Here is a 17555-nt window from a genome sequence, read left to right as displayed (position 1 = left end):
GGTTTTGGAACCACGTCCCATGATGCGGACGATTGCTGTACGCCAGGTGGGACGCGCTCAGGAGTACGCCGCCACGACCTCGACCTCTTCCTCGGTCACCGTGCCGTCGACGATACGGAACGAGCGGAACTGGAACGGCCCGGCGTCGTCGGCGTCAGCGGTGGATACCAGGACATAGTGGGCAGCCGGCTCGTTGGCGTAGGAGATGTCGGTGCGCGAGGGGTAGGCCTCGGTGGCGGTGTGCGAGTGGTAGATGATCACCGGCTCCTCGTCCCGGTCGTCCATCTCCCGGTAGAGCTTGAGCAGGTCGGCCGAGTCGAACTCGTAGAACGTGGGCGAGCGGGCGGCGTTCAGCATCGGGATGAACCGCTCGGGGCGGCCGCTGCCGGCCGGGCCCGCGACCACGCCGCAGGCCTCGTCGGGGTGGTCCTGGCGCGAGTGCTCGACGATCTGGTCGTGGAGGGCCTTGGTGAGGGTCAGCATGGCGCCAAGGATAAGAGGAGCGGGCGGAGCGCTGGGCTGAGGGTGGCGGTGAGCGACGGGGCGAGCACGCAGCGGGCCCGTACGTACCGAAAACTGGTACGTACGGGCCCGCATGCTGGACGTCAGGAGTGGCGCCCGGGGTGGTGCGTGGGTGCTAGGCGTCCTTGGCGTCCTTGGCGGGGGCCTGCCGGCCCGCCGCGGCGGACGTCAGGCCGTTCGCCGCGTCCCGGCGCTTGATGCACAGGTAGCCCACGCCCAGGATGAGCGCCCAGACGGGCGCCGCGTAGAGCGAGATCCGGGCGTCCGGGTCGACGCCCATCATCACGATCACCATGGCGATGAAGGCCAGCGCGAAGATCGAGGTGTAGGGGCTGCCGGGGGCCTTGAACTCGGACTCCGGCAGCTCGCCGCGGTTCGCCTTGGCGCGGTAGCGCAGCTGCGAGGCCAGGATGACGATCCACGCCCACATACCGGAGATGGTGGCGAAGGAGACGACGTAGTTGAACGCCTCGCCGGGCCACTGGTAGTTGATGTAGACGCCGAACAGCATCATCGCGACCGAGACGCCGGTGCCCCAGGTGGGCAGGCCGTTCTTGCTGAGCTTGGTGAAGAACTTCGGGCCATGGCCGTTGAGCGCGAGGTCGCGCAGCATCCGGCCGGTGGAGTACATGCCGGAGTTGGCCGAGGAGAGCGCGGCCGTCAGCACGACGAAGTTGACGATGCCCGCACCGGCCGGCAGGCCGATCTGCTGGAAGGCCTCCACGAAGGGGCTGACGCCCGGCTTGAAGACCGTCCAGCTGACGACGGACAGGATGATGATCAGCGCACCGATGTAGAAGAGGCCGATCCGCCACGGCACGGTGTTGATCGCCTGGGGCAGGACCTTCTTCGGGTTGGTCGCCTCGCCCGCGGTGACGCCGACGAGTTCGACGGCGAGGAAGGCGAACATCACGATCTGCAGCGTCATCAGCGTGCCGCCGATGCCCTTGGGGAAGAAGCCGCCGTGGGACCACAGGTTGGTGAAGGAGGCGGTGTCACCGGCGTTGGAGAAGCCGAGGGTGATCACGCCGAGGCCGATCAGGATCATGCCGACGATCGCGGTGACCTTGACCATCGAGAACCAGAATTCCAGCTCACCGAAGATCTTCACGGAGATCAGGTTGATACCGAAGAGCGCGACGGTGAAGACCAGCGCAGCCGCCCATTGCGGTATGCCCTTGTTCCAGTACTGCACATAGGTGGCCGCGGCGGTCACTTCGGTAATGCCGGTGACGACCCAGAACAGCCAGTACGTCCAGCCGGTCACAAAGCCGACGAAGGGGCCGAGGAACTCTCTCGCGTACTCCGAGAAGGAGCCGGAGACGGGCCGGTACATGAGCAGTTCGCCCAGGGCCCGCATGATGAAGAAGATGACCAGACCGACGATGGCGTAGGCGAGAATGATGCTCGGCCCGGCCATCGAGATCGCCTTACCGGCTCCGAGGAAGAGACCGGTACCGATGGCGCCACCAATGGCGATCATCTGGATCTGACGGTTTCCCAGACCGCGCTGATAGCCCTCTTCGGGGGCCTGCTCAGCTGCCTCGTTGCCGTCGTGTTGCTTGTCGACCTGCACAGAGGTCATGTGTGGTGCGCCTTTCTCCATACCGACCCGGTCTGTCCGGATCGGGTCCCGATCCCCCCGGATGGAGTCCTGCTGCCGACGGTCGGCCGGCCAAGCGCTCCCGCAGCGACAGGGGTGGCGTCACTCACGGCAGGTCGTGAACATCTATCACGCCCCCTCGAAGATCGCCTAGGGATGGCGTGAACAGCACCACGGGAAAAAGGGGCCAAACCGAGTAAGTGCCTACAACTTGCTTGGCGGCGGTAATGGGATCGTTATGCGGATTTGAGCATCCGCTGAGCGAACACCGTGTGAACAGCCGGGGCGATATGCCCGGCTTTCATCCCATCAGTGACTCGACCAGAGTCTCCTGAAGCCCACCGAGCCAGAGATATGCCATCACCATCGGCTTGCGGGGGTCGCTGTCCGGCAGCCGCAACAGCTCACCGCCGTCCTCTTCATCGGTCACTTCAAGCCGCGTCCCGATGGCCAGCCTGAGGTCGTTGAGGGCCCCCAGCCACTGCCGGCACTCCGCGGGCTTGAGCCGCAGCTCCGCGCTCCCGCCGCCGGACGGTGCCAGCGTGTCCAGCGCGCGGATCAGCGCGAGGGTGTCCTCGCGCTTGCGGGAGCGCAGATCGTTCTCGGTGTAGCGGCGGAATTCGGCGGAGGCCGCGCGGACGTCGTCGTCGGGGACGAGGTCGGGCCCGCCGTAGGCGTCGGGGAAGAGACGGGCCAGGACCGGGTCGGCGGGCGGCTCGCTGGGGCCGTCGTTGAAGATCGACGCCAGCAGGTCGTCGCCCTCGCGCTCCCCGGTCTCCTCGCCCGGGCCGATCAGCTCCATCAGCTGGACGGCGAGGCTGCGCAGGATGGAGATCTCGACCTCGTCGAGGGGGACCGAGGCGCCGCCGTCGGGCAGCGGTGCGAACTGCCCGGTCATCGGCGGTCCTGCTGGAGGGTCGCCCACAGGCCGAAGCCGTGCATGGCCTGCACGTCGCGCTCCATTTCCTCGCGGCTTCCGCTGGAGACCACCGCGCGGCCCTTGTGATGGACGTCGAGCATCAACTGGTGCGCCTTGTCCTTGGAATAGCCGAAGTACGTCTGGAAGACGTAGGAGACATAGCTCATGAGATTCACGGGGTCGTTGTGGACGATCGTGACCCACGGGACGTCGGGCTCGGGGACCTCGAAGGGAGCCTCGCTCGACTCGGGACGCTCGGTCTCGACCGGGACACTGAGGGTGCAGTGGTGCGGCCGGAGCGTGATGGTGGGTGACGGGTGGGCGCTCACAGGCCCCATGCTGCCACCCGGGGACCTGTGACGCACAAATGCCCCTCGCGCGGGCCGCGTCGGCGAGCCGCGCCCGCCCGCCGGCCGGGCCGCCGGGAGGCCCTCACCCCACTATCGTCAAAGTGACGAGTATTGGGGGTAGCATCATCCCCATGAACACAGCAGACCTGGGGCTGCCGGTGGCCGTGCCGTCAACTGCGCTCTTCACCGACCAGTACGAACTCACCATGCTGCAGGCCGCGTTGCGGTCCGGCACCGCGGACCGGCGCTCGGTCTTCGAGGTCTTCACCCGCCGGCTGCCCGAGGGCCGCCGCTACGGCGTGGTGGGCGGCACCGGCCGGGTGCTGGACGCGGTGGAGAACTTCCGCTTCGACGAGACGATCCTCGGCTTTCTGCGCGAGCGCGGCATCCTCGACGAGCCGACCCTCGACTGGCTGGCCGGCTTCCGCTTCCGCGGCGACATCTGGGGCTATCCGGAAGGCGAGGTCTACTTCCCCGGCTCCCCCGTCATGCGGGTCGAGGGCACCTTCGCCGAGGCGGTGCTGCTGGAGACGGTGATCCTCTCGATCCTCAACCACGATTCCGCGGTGGCCGCGGCCGCCTCCCGGATGTCGGTGGCGGCCGGCGACCGGCCGCTGATGGAGATGGGCGCCCGCCGCACCCACGAGCTGGCGGCGGTGGCCGCGGCCCGCGCCGCCTACGTCGGCGGCTTCCACACCACCTCCGACCTGGCGGCCGGCTTCCGCTACAACATCCCCACCGTCGGCACCAGCGCCCACGCCTTCACCCTGCTGCACGACACCGAGCGGGACGCCTTCACCGCCCAGGTCGACACCCTCGGCAGCGGCACGACCCTGCTCGTGGACACCTTCGACGTCGCCGAGGCGGTGCGCACCGCCGTGGAGGTGGCCGGGCCCGGCCTCGGTGCCGTACGGATCGACTCCGGTGATCTGCTGCTGATCGCCCACCGGGTGCGCCAGCAGCTGGACGAGCTGGGCGCCACCAAGACCAAGATCGTGGTCACCAGCGATCTCGACGAGTACGCCATCGCCTCGCTGGCCGCCGCGCCGGTGGACGCGTACGGCGTCGGCACCCAGCTGGTGACCGGCAGCGGGCACCCGACGTGCTCGATGGTCTACAAGCTGGTCGCCCGCGCCGACAGCGACGCGCCCGGCGCCCCGCTGCGGCCGGTCGCCAAGCGCTCGATGGGGGCCAAGACCTCGCTCGGCGGCCGCAAGTGGGCGGCGCGCCGGCCGGACGCGGACGGTGTCGCCGAGGCCGAGGTCATCGGCACCGGCCCGGTCCCGGCGGAGCTGGCCGACCGGCAGCTGCTGGTGCCGCTGGTGAGCGGCGGCACCGTGGTGGCGCGTGAGCCGCTGGACGCCGCCCGCGACCGGCACATCGCCGCCCGCGACCGGCTGCCGCTGTCGGCGACCCAGCTCTCCCGGGGCGAGGCCGTGCTGCCCACCGAATACGTCTGACGCGTCCCCGGCGGCCGGCGCGGGCAGCGGCGCGCCCGCCGCCCCGCGGCCGCCGGGCTCCGAAGCACTCCCGCAATCCCCCGCCAGTGGCTACCCTCGGTCACACCACCGCACCACATTCCGGGCCGGTCCCCCGATTCCCAGCCGGAAGGCACGCACCATGCACCGGGCATTGATCGTCGTTGATGTGCAGAACGACTTCTGCGAGGGCGGCAGCCTCGCGGTGGCGGGGGGCGCGGATGTCGCGGCGGCCATCACCGATCTGGTCGGCCAGACGGCCGGCGGCTGCTACCGCTACGTCGTGGCCACCCGGGATCACCACATCGACCCCGGTGACCACTTCTCCGAGCACCCCGACTACGAGCACTCCTGGCCGGTGCACTGCGTGGCCGGCACCGAGGGCAGCGGCTTCCACCCCAACTTCACCCCGGCGATCGCCTCCGGGGCCATCGACGCGGTCTTCGACAAGGGCACCCACTCCGGGGCGTACAGCGGCTTCGAGGGCACGGATGAGAACGGCACCCCGCTCGCGGACTGGCTGCGCGGCCACGGCGTCACCGAGGTCGACGTGGTCGGCCTGGCCACCGACCACTGCGTGCGCGCCACCGCCCTGGACGCGGTCCGGGCCGGGCTGCGCACCCATGTCCTGCTGGATCTGACGGCCGGCGTGGCCGCGCACACCACCGAGCGGGCGCTGGCGGAGCTGCGCGCGGCGGGCGCCGAGCTGACCGGGAAACCGGTGGTCCTCGGCGGCTGACGCCCCTCGCGGCGCATGCCCGGCCCGCGGCCTTCCGCGGGTGCCCTCGGGGCCCCGCGCGCTACCCCGCGGCCCGGTAGTCGGCGGCGGACGCCGGGGGGATCTGCGGTCGCATCAGCGCCCGTATCGGATGCCAGGACTCGGTGTCGTCCTCCGGCGTCTCGCGCCAGACCACCCCGTCCGGGTGGTGCAGTACGGCCGTGATCTCGTCGGGTGTGGGCGGCTCGGTGTTGCCGCGCAGGTAGACCCTGCGCAGCCCGAGGTTGCGCAGCCTGGTCAGGGCGCGCTGGCGGTTCACCGCATGGACCAGCACCCGGACCCGGCACCCGCAGTCGTACGGGCCGGGCCGCGGGCCGTGAGCCGGCCTGGGCAGTGAGAGGGCGACCACCACGCTCCCTCCAGGGAGCCTGATGTAACCGCCACCGGACTTGATCATTTCTCCCCCGTGAGACTTCGCGTCAACAAGGAACTGTAGAACGCATCTAAACGCGAATCGGCCGCCGCCCGCTAGGGGGCGACGACCGAATAGCCTCTGACCTGCGATTTTACCTTCTACTTACCGGCGGGGCCCACCTGGACCGTCACCGTGGAGCCGTCCCGGGCCTCCTTGAGGATCTTGATCCGGGTGTTGGTGTCAGGAACGATCACGCCACCGGTCGGGTTCGTCTTGTCGTAGTAGACGCCGTGCCGGTCGTCGAAGAGCGTGACGCCCTTCTTCGAGGTGATCTTGACCTCCTTGCCGTCCCGGTGGAGGGTCAGCGCGTCGGTCGGGAACCGCGTGAAGGTCGAGTCGTAGCTCTGGAAGCGGTTGCGCATCAGCTTGCCGTCGGCCCAGTGCTCGGCCTTGGGGTGCGCGTCGACCGGCAGGATCTGCCCGTAGCCGGGGTGCTGGCCGACGTTGTTGTCCGCCTGCGAGGTGTCCCACAGCCAGATCAGTACACCGTTCTGGTAGGGGAAGTGCTCCACCCAGGACGGCTTGGCCGTGGTCCAGCCGAAGTTGTACGGACCGACCTTGAGGGTCTTGTCGTACGACACGTACTGGCGGTTCTCGGCGATGTAGTACTGCGGGTAGGACTTGGTGAACGAGGCCCCGATCCGCGAGAAGCCCTTGCTGGTCCAGCCGTTGTCGCCGCTCTCGGCGTTGTCACTGAAAAGCGGCGTGCCGTCGGCGGTCACGCTGACGGTGTCGGCCGCGAAGCCCTTACCGGAGGTGCCGCCGTCGGTCTGGTAGCGGAAGCGCAGGTCGATCTTCTTGCCCGCGTAGGCGTCCAGCGGGTAGGCCAGGTCCTGGTAGGCGGCCACGGTGCCGGTCAGGGCGGGCTTGTCGCTGCCGTCGCGCGAAATGGGCTTGCCGCCCGCGGTGCCGTCCAGCGCGGTCCAGTTGTTGCCGCCGTCGGTCGAGACCTCGGCGTAGAGGTAGTCGTAGTCCTTCTCGATGTCCCACCAGCCCTTGAGGCCCAGGGACGCCTTGGACTTACCGGTGAGGTCCACCTGCCGGGTCAGGGTGTTCTTCAGGTCGTCGCCCCTGCCGCTCCACCACTGGTGCGAGCCCTCGGCGGGCTGGACGACCTCGGTCTTGACCTGCTTGGCGGGCAGCGTGACGACCACGGCCTGCTTGTTCTTGGTGTTGTACTCGGAGACGCCCAGCTTGTAGGAGGACTTGGCCGCGGCCTTCGCCTTGCCGTAGTTGAGCCAGCCCAGCTGCAGCTTGTCCCAGGCACTCATGTCACCGGGCAGGTTGCCGATGCTGTCCTTGCCGGTGCCGAGCCAGGAGCCGCCCGACATCAGCGACCAGAAGTCCACGGAGGATTCGCCGGTGCCGGAGGTGTCGTACTCGTCCGGCAGGCCCAGGTCGTGACCGTACTCATGGGCGAAGACGCCGAGTCCGCCGTTCTCCGGCTGCATCGTGTAGTCGCCGACCCAGATGCCGGTGTCGCCGATCTGGGTGCCACCCGCCTTGTTGGCACCCGGGCCGGTCTTGCCCGCGTCGGTGCCGTAGGCGTACCAGCGGTGTGCCCAGAGAGCGTCGGTCTTCTGGACGCCGCCACCGGCGGACTCGTCCTCGCCGGCGTGCACGATCTGGAAGTGGTCGATGTAGCCGTCGGGCTCGTTGAAGTTGCCGTCGCCGTCGTGGTCGTAGCGGTCCCACTGGTCGTACTTGGCGAGGTCGGCCTTGATCTGGGCGTCGGTACGACCCTTGGCCTTCTGGTCCTTGGCCCACTGGTTGACGCCGTCGCGGATCAGGTCCCAGACGTTGTTGCAGTTGTGCTGGCCGCAGTAGTTGGAGCCGTAACGGGCCTCGTTCGAATCGACCTTGACCCAGTCGGAGACCTCGCCGTTGACCGAGTAGCGGCCCGAGGACTGCTTCTCGTAGTACTTCGCCAGCGACTGCTTCTTCTTGTCGTGGGAGAAGTAGAGGTCCTGGAAGTGCTTCTGGTTGAAGTCCTTCTGCCAGGCCGTGCTGTTGTCCTTGGCACGGTCCGGCTGGGCTATCCGGTTGTGTGCCGGGCCGGGGTCGCCGCCGTACTTCTTCACCGGCGGCTTGGGACCGTCGCCGTCCGGGTCGTACATCGTGGTGTCGTCGACCTTGTCGCCGAAGTCCACCAGGATCGTGAAGATCTTGTCGGTCTTCTTCCGGGCCAGCTCGACGTACTTGCTCTTGCCGAGCTTGACGACCGCGGAACCGCCCCGCTCGGTCGGCTTGGCGTCACCGGCGAGGACCTGCTGGAGCGCTTCCTTGCGCTCGGCCGTCTGGCGGTCGCTGAACGGGCCCTTGAGGTCGTGGTCCACGGTCCGCTCAGGGGCCGGGTCCTGGCGCTTGGCGACGGGCGACGGACCCTGCGGGTCGGCCGAGGCCACCCCCGAAGACAAAGCGGCCGCCCCGATCGCAGCAATTGCCGTGGCCAGGGCGGCCGATCTGAACACCCTTCTCTGCTGTCTCACTTGGCGCTGTCCTCCCCTTAGACCGGTCACTGTTCGAGGGCATTCGACCGGAAGTACGGGGAAAAAGACAGATCTTGACTTGAGCACGACAGCGAAGTACGTTACTCGGTCCGCCAGTTGCGGCTATCGGACACCGCGCGGCGGTACGTGGGAGAGGTCACCGCACCCGGGCAGGGGCCGGGCGTATATGCCCGCTGGACATGCGCCCCCCGCTCCCAACTGGCATGACGCCACGGCGTCGAAGCTCAGCGCGCGGTTTCGTGCGCCCCCGTGCTCCACCACCGTGGGTTAGGTCACGCTTACCTGGCGTTCCGCACGGGCAAGGAGAACCGTAGGCTCCTTCGTTGGCGCGTGCTTGACCTACCCCCTGCCGACCCTCCGAGGACGGATTCCGCCATGCCTCGTCCGACCGCCGCACAGCTCGCCTACGGTTCGGCCACCGTCTTTTTCTCCACCCTCGCGATGCTGCTGCTGTCGCAGACGCAGACCGGGATCGGGGTCGCGGTCATCGCCATCGCCGGACTCGGACTCGGGCTGCTCGTCGCCATGACGGTGCCGATGCCCGCGGTGCCGCGGGTGGTCCGCCGGCGTGCCGGACGGGCCGAGTCGCCCGCCGCGTCCGCCTCTTCACCGGCCGTCCCGGCGCCGTCCGGGCGTATCCGGCCGGCGGGTTCCCCCTCCCGTGCCCGCCGGTGGCACCTCGCCGAGCCGGCCGCGGTCACCCGCGCCCGGATCGGCGAGCACTCACGCTGACGCGGGCCGGGCCGGCTCCGTGGACACCACCACGGTCTTCGCCGCCTTGTCGTGCAGACACTGCTGATACGGCTTGTCCCAGGTACACCACAAGACGTTGACCAGCCAGAAAATGAAGCCGCAGCACGGCACGATCTCCGGCAGCGAATAGACCGCGGCCCGGGTCCAGCCCGCCTGGGGGGTGGGGATCGAGCCGTTCGCCAGCATCGCCACCCGGATCTTCATCGCCATCTTGCCGAGGGTCTGGCCGCGACTGCTGAGCATCAGCCCCTCATAGATCAGATACACCAGCATGGTGACGCCCGAGACCGTCCACTGCCGGCCGGCCTGACCGCTGTCGGTGCTGAAGTAGTTCACCCCGCCGACGATCAGGGACATGATGATGCCCACCGGCACCCCGATGATGATCGCGTCGATGATGCGCGCGACGAGCCGGCGGCCGCGGTTGGCCAGCGGCGGCATCCCGGCCAGCGGATCGGCCGGCTGCCCGTACTGCCCGCCGTAGGGATCGCCGGCATACGGGCCGCCTGCGTACGGCCCCCCGCCGTACGCGCCGCCACCGGGGGGCGGGGTGCCGCCGGGAGGCGGCGGGGGCTGCTGACCGCCCGGAGGCTGCTGGCCGCCCGGGGGTGGTGCGGCGCCCTCGCCGCCGCCCGTCCCGTTGGCGTGATTGTTGCGCGGGGAGCCGTTCTCCCGGGACGAGCTGTTGCCGGGAGCGCCGCCCGCCGGGGGCTCCTGCGGCTTCTTCAGGAACGGCTCGTTCTCCGGCGGCTCACCGGGGCCGGGGCCGGGCTGGTCGGTACTCATGGCCCGAGTCGACCGCTTGTCGCGGCCCGCCGCATCCGGCGAAGTCCGTTCGGGGGACGGCCGTCCCCCGGGCGGGAGCGCCGGCGGGGCGTGCCGCCGGCGTCATCCGGGCCACGACGGGGCGGGCCCGCGCGCGAGGGGCGGGCCTCCCGGGCGGCGGGTGTCCGCCCGCGCGGGCGCGCTCAGTCGGCGGCGACGAACGTCCGCGCCACCTTGTCGTGCCAGCACTGTCGCCAGGGCCGGTCGAACAGGCACCAGGCGGCGTTCAGCACGCCGACGGCCAGGACGCCGAGCACGCCGTAGACGAACCAGCGCTTGAGGGCCGCGCCGAGGGTCGGGGTGTCGTGGCTCTCGATGTCGAGGACCCGGACGCCGCACAGCTTCTTGCCCAGGGTGCGGCCCCACTTGAGGGTCGGCAGCGCCTCGTAGAGCGCGCCGCCGAGCAGCAGGACGGCCAGGATCGTGGCGAAGACCGGGATGGTCGTGCCGTCGATGAGATAGACCGTCACCTGGCGGCCGGACTGCTTGGCCGCCTCGACCTTGGCGGCGAGGTGGTCCGTGACGGTGCCCCACAGGGGAACGGCCACCGCGGCGGTGATCGCGCCCAGCACCAGGGTGTCGATCAGCCGGGCCGCGAACCGGCGGCCTAGGCCCGCCGGGTGGCCCTGCGCCGCCTGGAGGGCCTCGTAGAACGGGTCGGCGGCGGCCGGGGGCTTCCAGGGGATGACACCGTCGGCGTCGCCGCCCTGCGGTGCGGGCCCGGCCTGCGCGGCGCCGCCCTGCGCCGGGAAGCCGGCCGAGGGTGCGGGTGTCTGCTGGGCCGGTGTCTGCGGGGCGGGCGTCTGCTGCGCCGGGGTCTGCGGGGCGGGCGTCCGGGAGGCCGGGTGCTGCGGGGGCTGTTGCCGCGGGACCGGGCGGTGGGGCTGCTGCGGTGTGCCGACGGACGGGAGCGCCTGCGGGGACCCGCCGCCGGGCGCGGCGGAGGTCGTGCCGCCGCCGGGCGCGGCGCGGAACGTCATCGTCTCGTGGGCTCTGGCGGGCTCACCGGCGTCCGGCCGGACCGCACGGATCGCGGTGGTGCCCTGGTCGCCGGAGCTCTTGCCGTGGCGGGCGGCCGGGTTCACGGCGCGGATGGCGACCGTCCCGTCGGACGGGGCCTCGGGTGCGGCGGGCCCGGACGCACCGGACGCCTCCGCGGTCTGCGCCCCGGCCGGTTCCTCGCGCTGCGGCGGCACCGCACCCCATCCGGGGGCGCCCGACGGCGTGCCGGGAGGTGCCTGGTCCGGCGAACCCCAGGAGACCCGGGGCTCGCTCTCGCCGGCGAACCCGCCCTGCCGGGAGGCGTCGGCCTGCCAGGCGGCGCCCGCTTCGAGGCCGGCGCCGTGCAGCCGGGTGGTGTCGTCCCAGTTCACCCCGGGCCGGGCCGCGACCTCGCCGGCGCGGCGCACGGCCGGCAGCGCGGAGCCCTGGGCCGCGTCCTCCTCGTCGAAGAAGACCGGGCCGGTCTCCTCGACGGCGGAGGGGAGTCCCCCCGGCCCGGGCGGAGCCGAGAGTTCGGGGGACGACGGCGGGGCCATGCCGGGCGGCGGGGCGGGCATGGCCTCGCCCTCGGCCGGGGCCGGCCGGCTGGTGCCCGGCACCCATGCGGCACCGTTCCAGTACCGGATGTAGCCGGGGATGGACGGGTCCGGGTAGAAGCCTGGCGTAGGGCTACCGCCGGCGGATCCTGAGGTAGGGGCGCTCATGTCCGAAGTCCCGTATCTGTACTCGGCCTGTGGGATGTGGGGTGCAGTCTGCCGCAACGCGGCGTCCACATCTATCAGACCCCGGGTTGCCACGGTGCCGATGCCCGCCGACGACCACCTGGAAGAGGCGCGGAAAAAAAGTTGTACGAAGTCGCGTAATGGTCCGGCTCCCGGCCGCTCTCCTCTCCCGCGGGCCTCGTTTCGGGCGTCCGCAGGGAGCGAGGAAAGGCGGACGTCATGTACACCGTGGTGGAGCGAGAGCTGGAGCTGGGCCTGGTCCTGTCGTCGGAGCGGAGCATTCCGGTGCCGGCCCGGCTGACGTACCGGACGGACGACCCCTATGCCGTCCATGTCACCTTCCACATCGGCTCGGACGCCCCGGTCCGGTGGACCTTCGCCCGCGAACTGCTCGTCGAGGGCGTGTTCCGGCCGTGCGGGGACGGCGATGTGCGGGCCTGGCCGACCCGGGTGGACGGGCGCAGCCTGGTCTGTCTGGCGCTGGGTTCGCCGGACGGCGAGGCGCTGCTGGAGGCGCCGGCCGCGGCGGTCTCGGCCTGGCTGGAGCGCACCCTGCGGGTGGTGCCGCCGGGGTCCGAGCAGCAGCATCTCGGCCTGGACAAAGGGCTGAGCGAGCTGCTGGCCCTGGCGTCGGGGGACGAACTGCGGCCGGGCGGCGCGGCGTCGGAGGAGTCCCCGGACCCCGGGGCGTGACGGGTGGGGTACGGGGACGCCCGCGGTGCGGGAGCGCGGACGGCGGGGCCGCCGCGCCTCCCGGCGCCCCGCGCTCAGCCGCGGTAGGCCTCCAGCAGCCGCAGCCACACCTCGCTGATCGTCGGGTAGGAGGGCACCGCGTGCCACAGCCGCTCGACGGGGACCTCGGCGGCCACCGCGATCGTCGCGGAGTGCAGCAGCTCCGCGACGCCGTGGCCGACGAAGGTGGCGCCGAGCAGCACCTCACGGTCCAGGTCGACGACCATCCGGGCCCGGCCGCGGTAGCCCTCCCCGTAGAGGTAGGCACCGGACACGGCCGCCAGGTCCTGGTCGACCACCCGGACGTGGTAGCCGGCCCGTTCCGCCTCGGCGGCGCTCAGCCCCACCGAGGCGGCTTCCGGGTCGCTGAAGACGACCTGGGGGACGGCACGGGTGTCCGCGGTGGCGGAGTGCGCGCCCCAGGGGTCGGACTCCAGGATCGGGACGCCCCGGGCCCGGGCGGAGATCGCGGCGCCGGCGATCCGGGCCTGGTACTTGCCCTGATGGGTCAGCAGGGCACGGTGGTTGACGTCGCCGACGCCGTAGAGCCAGCCGCCGGTCACCCCCGTCACCCGCAGGGTCTCGTCGACGTCCAGCCAGGAGCCGGGCGACAGACCGACCGTCTCCAGGCCGATGTCCTCGGTGCGCGGGGCCCGGCCGGTGGCGATCAGGAGTTCATCGGCGACGATCTCGTCGCCCGAGTCCAGCAGGACGGTGACCGGTCCGCCCGGGGCCTCCCGGCGCACCTCGCGCACCTCGACGCCGGTGCGCAGGAACACGCCCGCCTCGGCGAGCGACTCGGCGACCAGATGGCCGGCGAACGGCTCCATCCGGGGCAGCAGCCCGTCCCCGCGCACCAGCAGGGTCACCGAGGAGCCCAGGGCCCGCCAGGCGGTGGCCATTTCGACGCCCACCACGCCGCCGCCGACCACCACCAGCCGGCCCGGCACGGTCTTCGCGCCGGTCGCGTCGCGGCTGGTCCAGGGCCGGGCCTCGGCGAGGCCGGGCACGGGGGGCAGCGCCGCGCGGCTGCCGGTGCACACCGCGACCGCGTGGCGGGCGGTGAGCACCCGGCCGCCGTCGACGACGACCCGGCGGGGCCCGGCCAGCCGGCCCGGACCGCGGACGAGGTCGATGCCGGCCGAGTCCAGCCAGCGGACCTGGCCGTCGTCCTTCCAGTACGAGACGACGGCGTCACGGTGGGCGAGCACGGCGGGGGCGTCCAGGGGGCGGTCGGCGGCGGCCTGGAAGCCGGGGACCCGGCGGGCCTCGGAGCGGGCGGTGACCGGGCGCAGCAGGGCCTTGCTGGGCATACAGGCCCAGTAGGAGCATTCGCCGCCGACCAGCTCGCTCTCCACGATCACCGCGCTCAGTCCGGCGGCATGCGCCCGGTCGGCGACGTTCTCGCCGGTCGGCCCCGCCCCCAGCACGATGACGTCATACGCCTCATCAGCGGCGTTGGTCGCTTCGGTGGCTGCCATCGGCTCTCGCTTCCTGCGTGGGCATGCGGGGGCCCGGTGGGCCCGAGGAGTCCTTGCGCCCATCCTCTGCCCAACTGGCCGTCAGCGCATCCGGCGTTCGACCGCTTCCTTGGCCTCGACGAGGTCGGAGCCGGTCGCCTCGCGGTGCAGCTTGATGGCCTGGATCGTCTTGCCCTGTGCCAGCAGGGCATCCAGCTCGGCCATCCTGGGGTCCTCCGGCTCGGCGATCCCGGCGTGCGCGAGCAGCAGGTCCGTCTTGCGCTCCAGTCGCTTGAGCTGGAGGCTCAGCCGCTTGGCCTGGCGGTCGGCGGCCTGGGCATTCAGATAGACGCCGATCAGCAGGACGGCGGTGGCGAGGGTGAGGGCATATTCCATGGCGGCACTTTACGAGGCGGCGGCACGTGCCATGAACACGGCAGTCGCCGCGGGGCCGTGCACGGTGCCGCGGACGGCCGGTGCGCCGTCGGTGAGGATCTCGCACTCGGCGTAGGCGCCGGGCCCGTCGAGGGTGAGGGTGAGCATCGGCATGGCGCCCACGCCGCGCGCCTGGATCACCTCGAACCACGGCAACTCCGGCCGGATCACCTGGTGTTCGCCGTCGGACTCCCCCGGCGGCTGGACGGCGTAGGTCAGGTCGTCGACTCCGTGGCCGCTCACCCGGAAGGTGACCATGCCCTCGCCGGGCCGGTGCGGATCGCTCATCGTCATGGGGGCAGTCAACCGCCCTTCCCGCGGCGTGTACATCCGGGCCCCGGCTCCGGCGACACCCGCGGGCGCGCAGGTCAGAAGAGTTTGCCGGGGTTGAGGATGCCGAGCGGGTCGAAGACGTCCTTGATGCCGCGCTGCAACTCCAGCCCCACCGGTCCCAGTTCGCGGGCCAGCCACTCCTTCTTCAGGACGCCGACGCCGTGCTCACCGGTGATGGTGCCGCCCAGCTGCAGGCCGAGCGCCATGATGTCGTCGAAGGACGCGCGGGCCCGGCGCGACTCGTCCGGGTCGGCGGCGTCGAAGCAGACGGTGGGGTGGGTGTTGCCGTCGCCGGCGTGGGCGCAGACGCCGATGGTCAGGCCGTATTTCTCCGCGATGGCGGCGGTGCCGTCGAGCATCTCGGCGAGGCGGGAGCGCGGTACGCAGACGTCGTCGATCATGGTGGCGGACTTGACCCGTTCCAGCGCGGTCAGGGTCAGCCGGCGGGCCTGCAGCAGCAGATCGGACTCGGCGGCGGTCTCGGCGGGCACGACCTCGGTGGCGCCCGCCGCGGTGCACAGCGCGCCGACGGCGGCGAGGTCGGCGGCCGGCTCCGGGGTGTCGAAGGCGGCCAGCAGCAGCGCCTCGGTGCTGTCCGGGAGGCCCATCTGCGCCATGTCGTTGACCGCGCGGATGCTCGTACGGTCCATCAGTTCCAGCAGCGAGGGGGCGTGGCCGCGGGCCATGATCTCGCAGACCGCCTCACAGGCGGCCGCGGTGGAGGGGAACTCCGCGGCCAGCACGAGCTGCTCGGGCGGCGCGGGCTTGAGGGCGAGGACCGCGCGGACGACGACGCCCAGGCTCCCCTCGGAGCCGACGAACAGCCGGGTGAGGTCGTAGCCCGCCACCCCCTTGGCGGTACGGCGGCCGGTGGTCAGCAGCCGCCCGTCGGCGAGGACGACGTCCAGGCCGAGGACGTACTCGGCGGTGACGCCGTATTTGACGCAGCACAGGCCGCCGGAGGCGGTGGCGATGTTGCCGCCGAGGGAGCACTGTTCCCAACTGGACGGGTCGGGCGGGTAGCAGAGGCCGTGCGCGCCGGCCGCGCGGGACAGCGCGGCGTTGATGACGCCGGGTTCGACGACCGCGATCCGGTCGACGGGGTTGATCTCGAGGATCCGGTCCATCTTGACCAGGGAGAGCACGAGGCAGCCGTCGGAGGCGTTGGCGGCGCCGGACAGCCCCGTGCGCGCGCCCTGCGGGACGACCGGGACCCGCAGCTCGGTGGCCGTCCGCATGACGTGCTGGACCTGCTCGACGGTGCGCGGCAGGACGACCACGGCGGGCGTCCCGGCCGCGCAGAAGCTCGCCATGTCCGTGGCGTAGGCGCCGGTGACATCGGGGTCGGTGAGGATCGCTTCACCCGGGAGTCCGGCGCGCAGCCGTGCGATGAGGTCCATGTCCTCAGCCTCGCATCCGTGGGCCGTACACGGAAGATCGTGTACGGCCCGCCCCGTGGCCGGGACTCAGAGGTTGCCGCGGCGCTCCTGCTCGCGCTCGATCGCCTCGAAGAGTGCCTTGAAATTGCCCTTGCCGAAGCCCATGGAGCCGTGCCGCTCGATCATCTCGAAGAACACGGTCGGCCGGTCCTGGACCGGCTTGGTGAAGATCTGCAGCAGATAGCCGTCCTCGTCGCGGTCGACCAGGATCTTCAGCTCGCGCAGCGTCGCCACCGGCACCCGGGTCTCGCCGGCCCACTCGCCGAGGGTGTCGTAGTAGGAGTCGGGGGTGTCGAGGAACTCCACGCCGGCGGCGCGCATCGCCCGGACGCTGGCGACGATGTCGTTGGTGGCCAGCGCGATGTGCTGGACGCCGGGGCCGCCGTAGAACTCCAGGTACTCGTCGATCTGCGACTTCTTCTTCGCGATCGCCGGCTCGTTGATCGGGAACTTCACCTTGAGCGTGCCGTCGGCGACGACCTTCGACATCAGCGCGCTGTATTCGGTGGCGATGTCGTCGCCCACGAACTCCTTCATGTTGGTGAAGCCCATGACGTCGTTGTAGAACGCCACCCACTCGTTCATCTTGCCGAGTTCGACGTTGCCCACGCAGTGGTCGATGGCCTGGAAGCGCCGCGGGCCGGTCTCCACCAGGGGCTCGGTGGCCACGAAGCCGGGCAGGTAGGGACCGTGGTAGCCGGTGCGCTCGACGAGGGTGTGCCGGGTCTTCCCGTAGGTGGCGATGGCCGCCAGGACGACGGTGCCGTGCTCGTCCTCGACCTCATGGGGCTTCTCCAGCCCGGTGGCGCCGTGCGCGACGGCGTGCTCGTAGGCGGCGCGGGCGTCCGGGACCTCGATGGCGAGGTCGATGACGCCGTCGCCGTGCGCCGCGACGTGGTCGGCGAGGAAGCGGCCCCCTTCGGTCGTGGGCTTGATGACGGAGGTGAACACGAAACGGGCGCCGCCGGATTCGAGGACGTAACTCGCGGTCTCGCGGCTGCCGTTCTCCGGGCCGCGGTAGGCGACGCGCTTCATGCCGAAGGCGGTGGAGTAGTAGTGCGCGGCCTGCTTGGCGTTCCCGACGGCGAAGACGACCGCGTCCATCCCCTTGACCGGGAAGGGGTCCGCCTGCCGGGCCGCGTCGGGGGCAGTGGACTGGGTCTGGGTCTGGGTGTGCATCGTGGTGTCTGCCATGGTCGCAGAGTCTCGCCGATCCACAAGGTGCGCAATAGTTCGCGAATTTCCTGGGCATTATGCATAGCGAGGGGCCGGAATCTGC

17 protein-coding genes are annotated in these 17555 nt (G+C 71.1%); 4 read left to right on the top strand and 13 right to left on the bottom strand.

Features of this window, described 5'->3' with window-relative positions:
* Nucleotides 1–57: 57 nt before the first annotated feature.
* The 4 genes from OIU81_RS22975 to clpS all read right to left on the bottom strand — a co-directional run bounded on the left by OIU81_RS22975 (nucleotide 58) and on the right by clpS (nucleotide 3349).
* Nucleotides 58–483, bottom strand: a complete 426-nt coding sequence (locus tag OIU81_RS22975) for a M67 family metallopeptidase (protein WP_329150804.1) — start codon at nucleotides 481–483, stop codon at nucleotides 58–60.
* Between the two features lie 154 nt (nucleotides 484–637).
* Nucleotides 638–2107, bottom strand: coding sequence for an amino acid permease (locus OIU81_RS22970; protein WP_329150802.1), 1470 nt, complete (start codon nucleotides 2105–2107; stop codon nucleotides 638–640).
* A gap of 319 nt (nucleotides 2108–2426) precedes the next feature.
* Entirely contained in the window at nucleotides 2427–3023 is a 597-nt protein-coding gene (locus OIU81_RS22965) for a DUF2017 domain-containing protein (protein ID WP_329150800.1), read from the bottom strand.
* Nucleotides 3020–3349: an ATP-dependent Clp protease adapter ClpS gene (gene clpS, locus OIU81_RS22960; protein WP_329155304.1), complete on the bottom strand. Its 330-nt coding sequence runs from the start codon at nucleotides 3347–3349 to the stop codon at nucleotides 3020–3022. The genes OIU81_RS22965 and clpS overlap by 4 nt, the downstream gene beginning before the upstream one ends.
* A gap of 176 nt (nucleotides 3350–3525) precedes the next feature.
* Between clpS and OIU81_RS22955 the strand changes: the two genes are divergently transcribed.
* Both OIU81_RS22955 and OIU81_RS22950 read left to right on the top strand, forming a co-directional pair.
* A complete protein-coding gene (locus tag OIU81_RS22955) occupies nucleotides 3526–4854 on the top strand; it encodes a nicotinate phosphoribosyltransferase (protein WP_329150798.1) in 1329 nt (442 codons plus the stop codon).
* 160 nt (nucleotides 4855–5014) lie between these two features.
* Nucleotides 5015–5611 carry an isochorismatase family protein gene (locus tag OIU81_RS22950; protein WP_329150796.1) on the top strand — a complete coding sequence of 199 codons (597 nt, stop codon included), beginning with the start codon at nucleotides 5015–5017 and terminating at the stop codon, nucleotides 5609–5611.
* A gap of 61 nt (nucleotides 5612–5672) precedes the next feature.
* Here OIU81_RS22950 and OIU81_RS22945 read toward each other — a convergent pair whose 3' ends face one another.
* Nucleotides 5673–5999, bottom strand: a complete 327-nt coding sequence (locus OIU81_RS22945; protein WP_329155302.1) for a hypothetical protein — start codon at nucleotides 5997–5999, stop codon at nucleotides 5673–5675.
* 164 nt (nucleotides 6000–6163) lie between these two features.
* Complete coding sequence (locus OIU81_RS22940) at nucleotides 6164–8554, bottom strand: immune inhibitor A domain-containing protein (protein WP_329150794.1); 2391 nt, start codon at nucleotides 8552–8554, stop codon at nucleotides 6164–6166.
* A 396-nt stretch (nucleotides 8555–8950) separates the two neighbouring features.
* Between OIU81_RS22940 and OIU81_RS22935 the strand changes: the two genes are divergently transcribed.
* On the top strand, nucleotides 8951–9307 hold the full coding sequence (locus OIU81_RS22935) for a hypothetical protein (protein WP_329150792.1): 357 nt from the start codon (nucleotides 8951–8953) through the stop codon (nucleotides 9305–9307).
* Here the strand turns inward: OIU81_RS22935 and OIU81_RS22930 are convergent.
* Together OIU81_RS22930 and OIU81_RS22925 are read right to left on the bottom strand one after the other, a co-directional pair.
* The gene (locus OIU81_RS22930) at nucleotides 9299–10114 is read right to left on the bottom strand and encodes an RDD family protein (protein ID WP_329150791.1); all 816 of its coding nucleotides are present in this window, start codon (nucleotides 10112–10114) and stop codon (nucleotides 9299–9301) included. The genes OIU81_RS22935 and OIU81_RS22930 overlap by 9 nt on opposite strands.
* A 182-nt stretch (nucleotides 10115–10296) precedes the next feature.
* Nucleotides 10297–11859 (bottom strand): RDD family protein, encoded by a 1563-nt coding sequence (locus OIU81_RS22925; protein WP_329150789.1) that lies wholly within the window; start codon nucleotides 11857–11859, stop codon nucleotides 10297–10299.
* 237 nt (nucleotides 11860–12096) lie between these two features.
* Here OIU81_RS22925 and OIU81_RS22920 point away from each other — a divergent pair, with 237 nt between their 5' ends.
* A complete protein-coding gene (locus tag OIU81_RS22920) occupies nucleotides 12097–12570 on the top strand; it encodes an SsgA family sporulation/cell division regulator (RefSeq protein WP_329150787.1) in 474 nt (157 codons plus the stop codon).
* Nucleotides 12571–12644: 74 nt separating this feature from the next.
* On the opposite strand, the gene OIU81_RS22915 is transcribed toward OIU81_RS22920, so the two are convergent.
* The 5 genes from OIU81_RS22915 to hppD all read right to left on the bottom strand — a co-directional run bounded on the left by OIU81_RS22915 (nucleotide 12645) and on the right by hppD (nucleotide 17470).
* Nucleotides 12645–14090, bottom strand: coding sequence for a dihydrolipoyl dehydrogenase family protein (locus tag OIU81_RS22915; protein WP_329150785.1), 1446 nt, complete (start codon nucleotides 14088–14090; stop codon nucleotides 12645–12647).
* An 81-nt stretch (nucleotides 14091–14171) separates the two neighbouring features.
* Nucleotides 14172–14465: a hypothetical protein gene (locus OIU81_RS22910; protein ID WP_329150783.1), complete on the bottom strand. Its 294-nt coding sequence runs from the start codon at nucleotides 14463–14465 to the stop codon at nucleotides 14172–14174.
* Between the two features lie 9 nt (nucleotides 14466–14474).
* Complete coding sequence (locus tag OIU81_RS22905; protein ID WP_329150780.1) at nucleotides 14475–14798, bottom strand: hypothetical protein; 324 nt, start codon at nucleotides 14796–14798, stop codon at nucleotides 14475–14477.
* A 74-nt stretch (nucleotides 14799–14872) separates the two neighbouring features.
* On the bottom strand, nucleotides 14873–16237 hold the full coding sequence (locus OIU81_RS22900; protein ID WP_329150778.1) for an FAD-binding oxidoreductase: 1365 nt from the start codon (nucleotides 16235–16237) through the stop codon (nucleotides 14873–14875).
* Between the two features lie 66 nt (nucleotides 16238–16303).
* Nucleotides 16304–17470: a 4-hydroxyphenylpyruvate dioxygenase gene (gene hppD / locus OIU81_RS22895; protein ID WP_329150776.1), complete on the bottom strand. Its 1167-nt coding sequence runs from the start codon at nucleotides 17468–17470 to the stop codon at nucleotides 16304–16306.
* Nucleotides 17471–17555 lie beyond the last annotated feature (85 nt).

The organism is Streptomyces sp. NBC_01454 (assembly GCF_036227565.1).
Lineage (GTDB): Bacteria > Actinomycetota > Actinomycetes > Streptomycetales > Streptomycetaceae > Streptomyces.
Note: the sequence above shows the minus strand (reverse complement) of the source record. Positions and strands in the feature narration are given on the sequence as shown.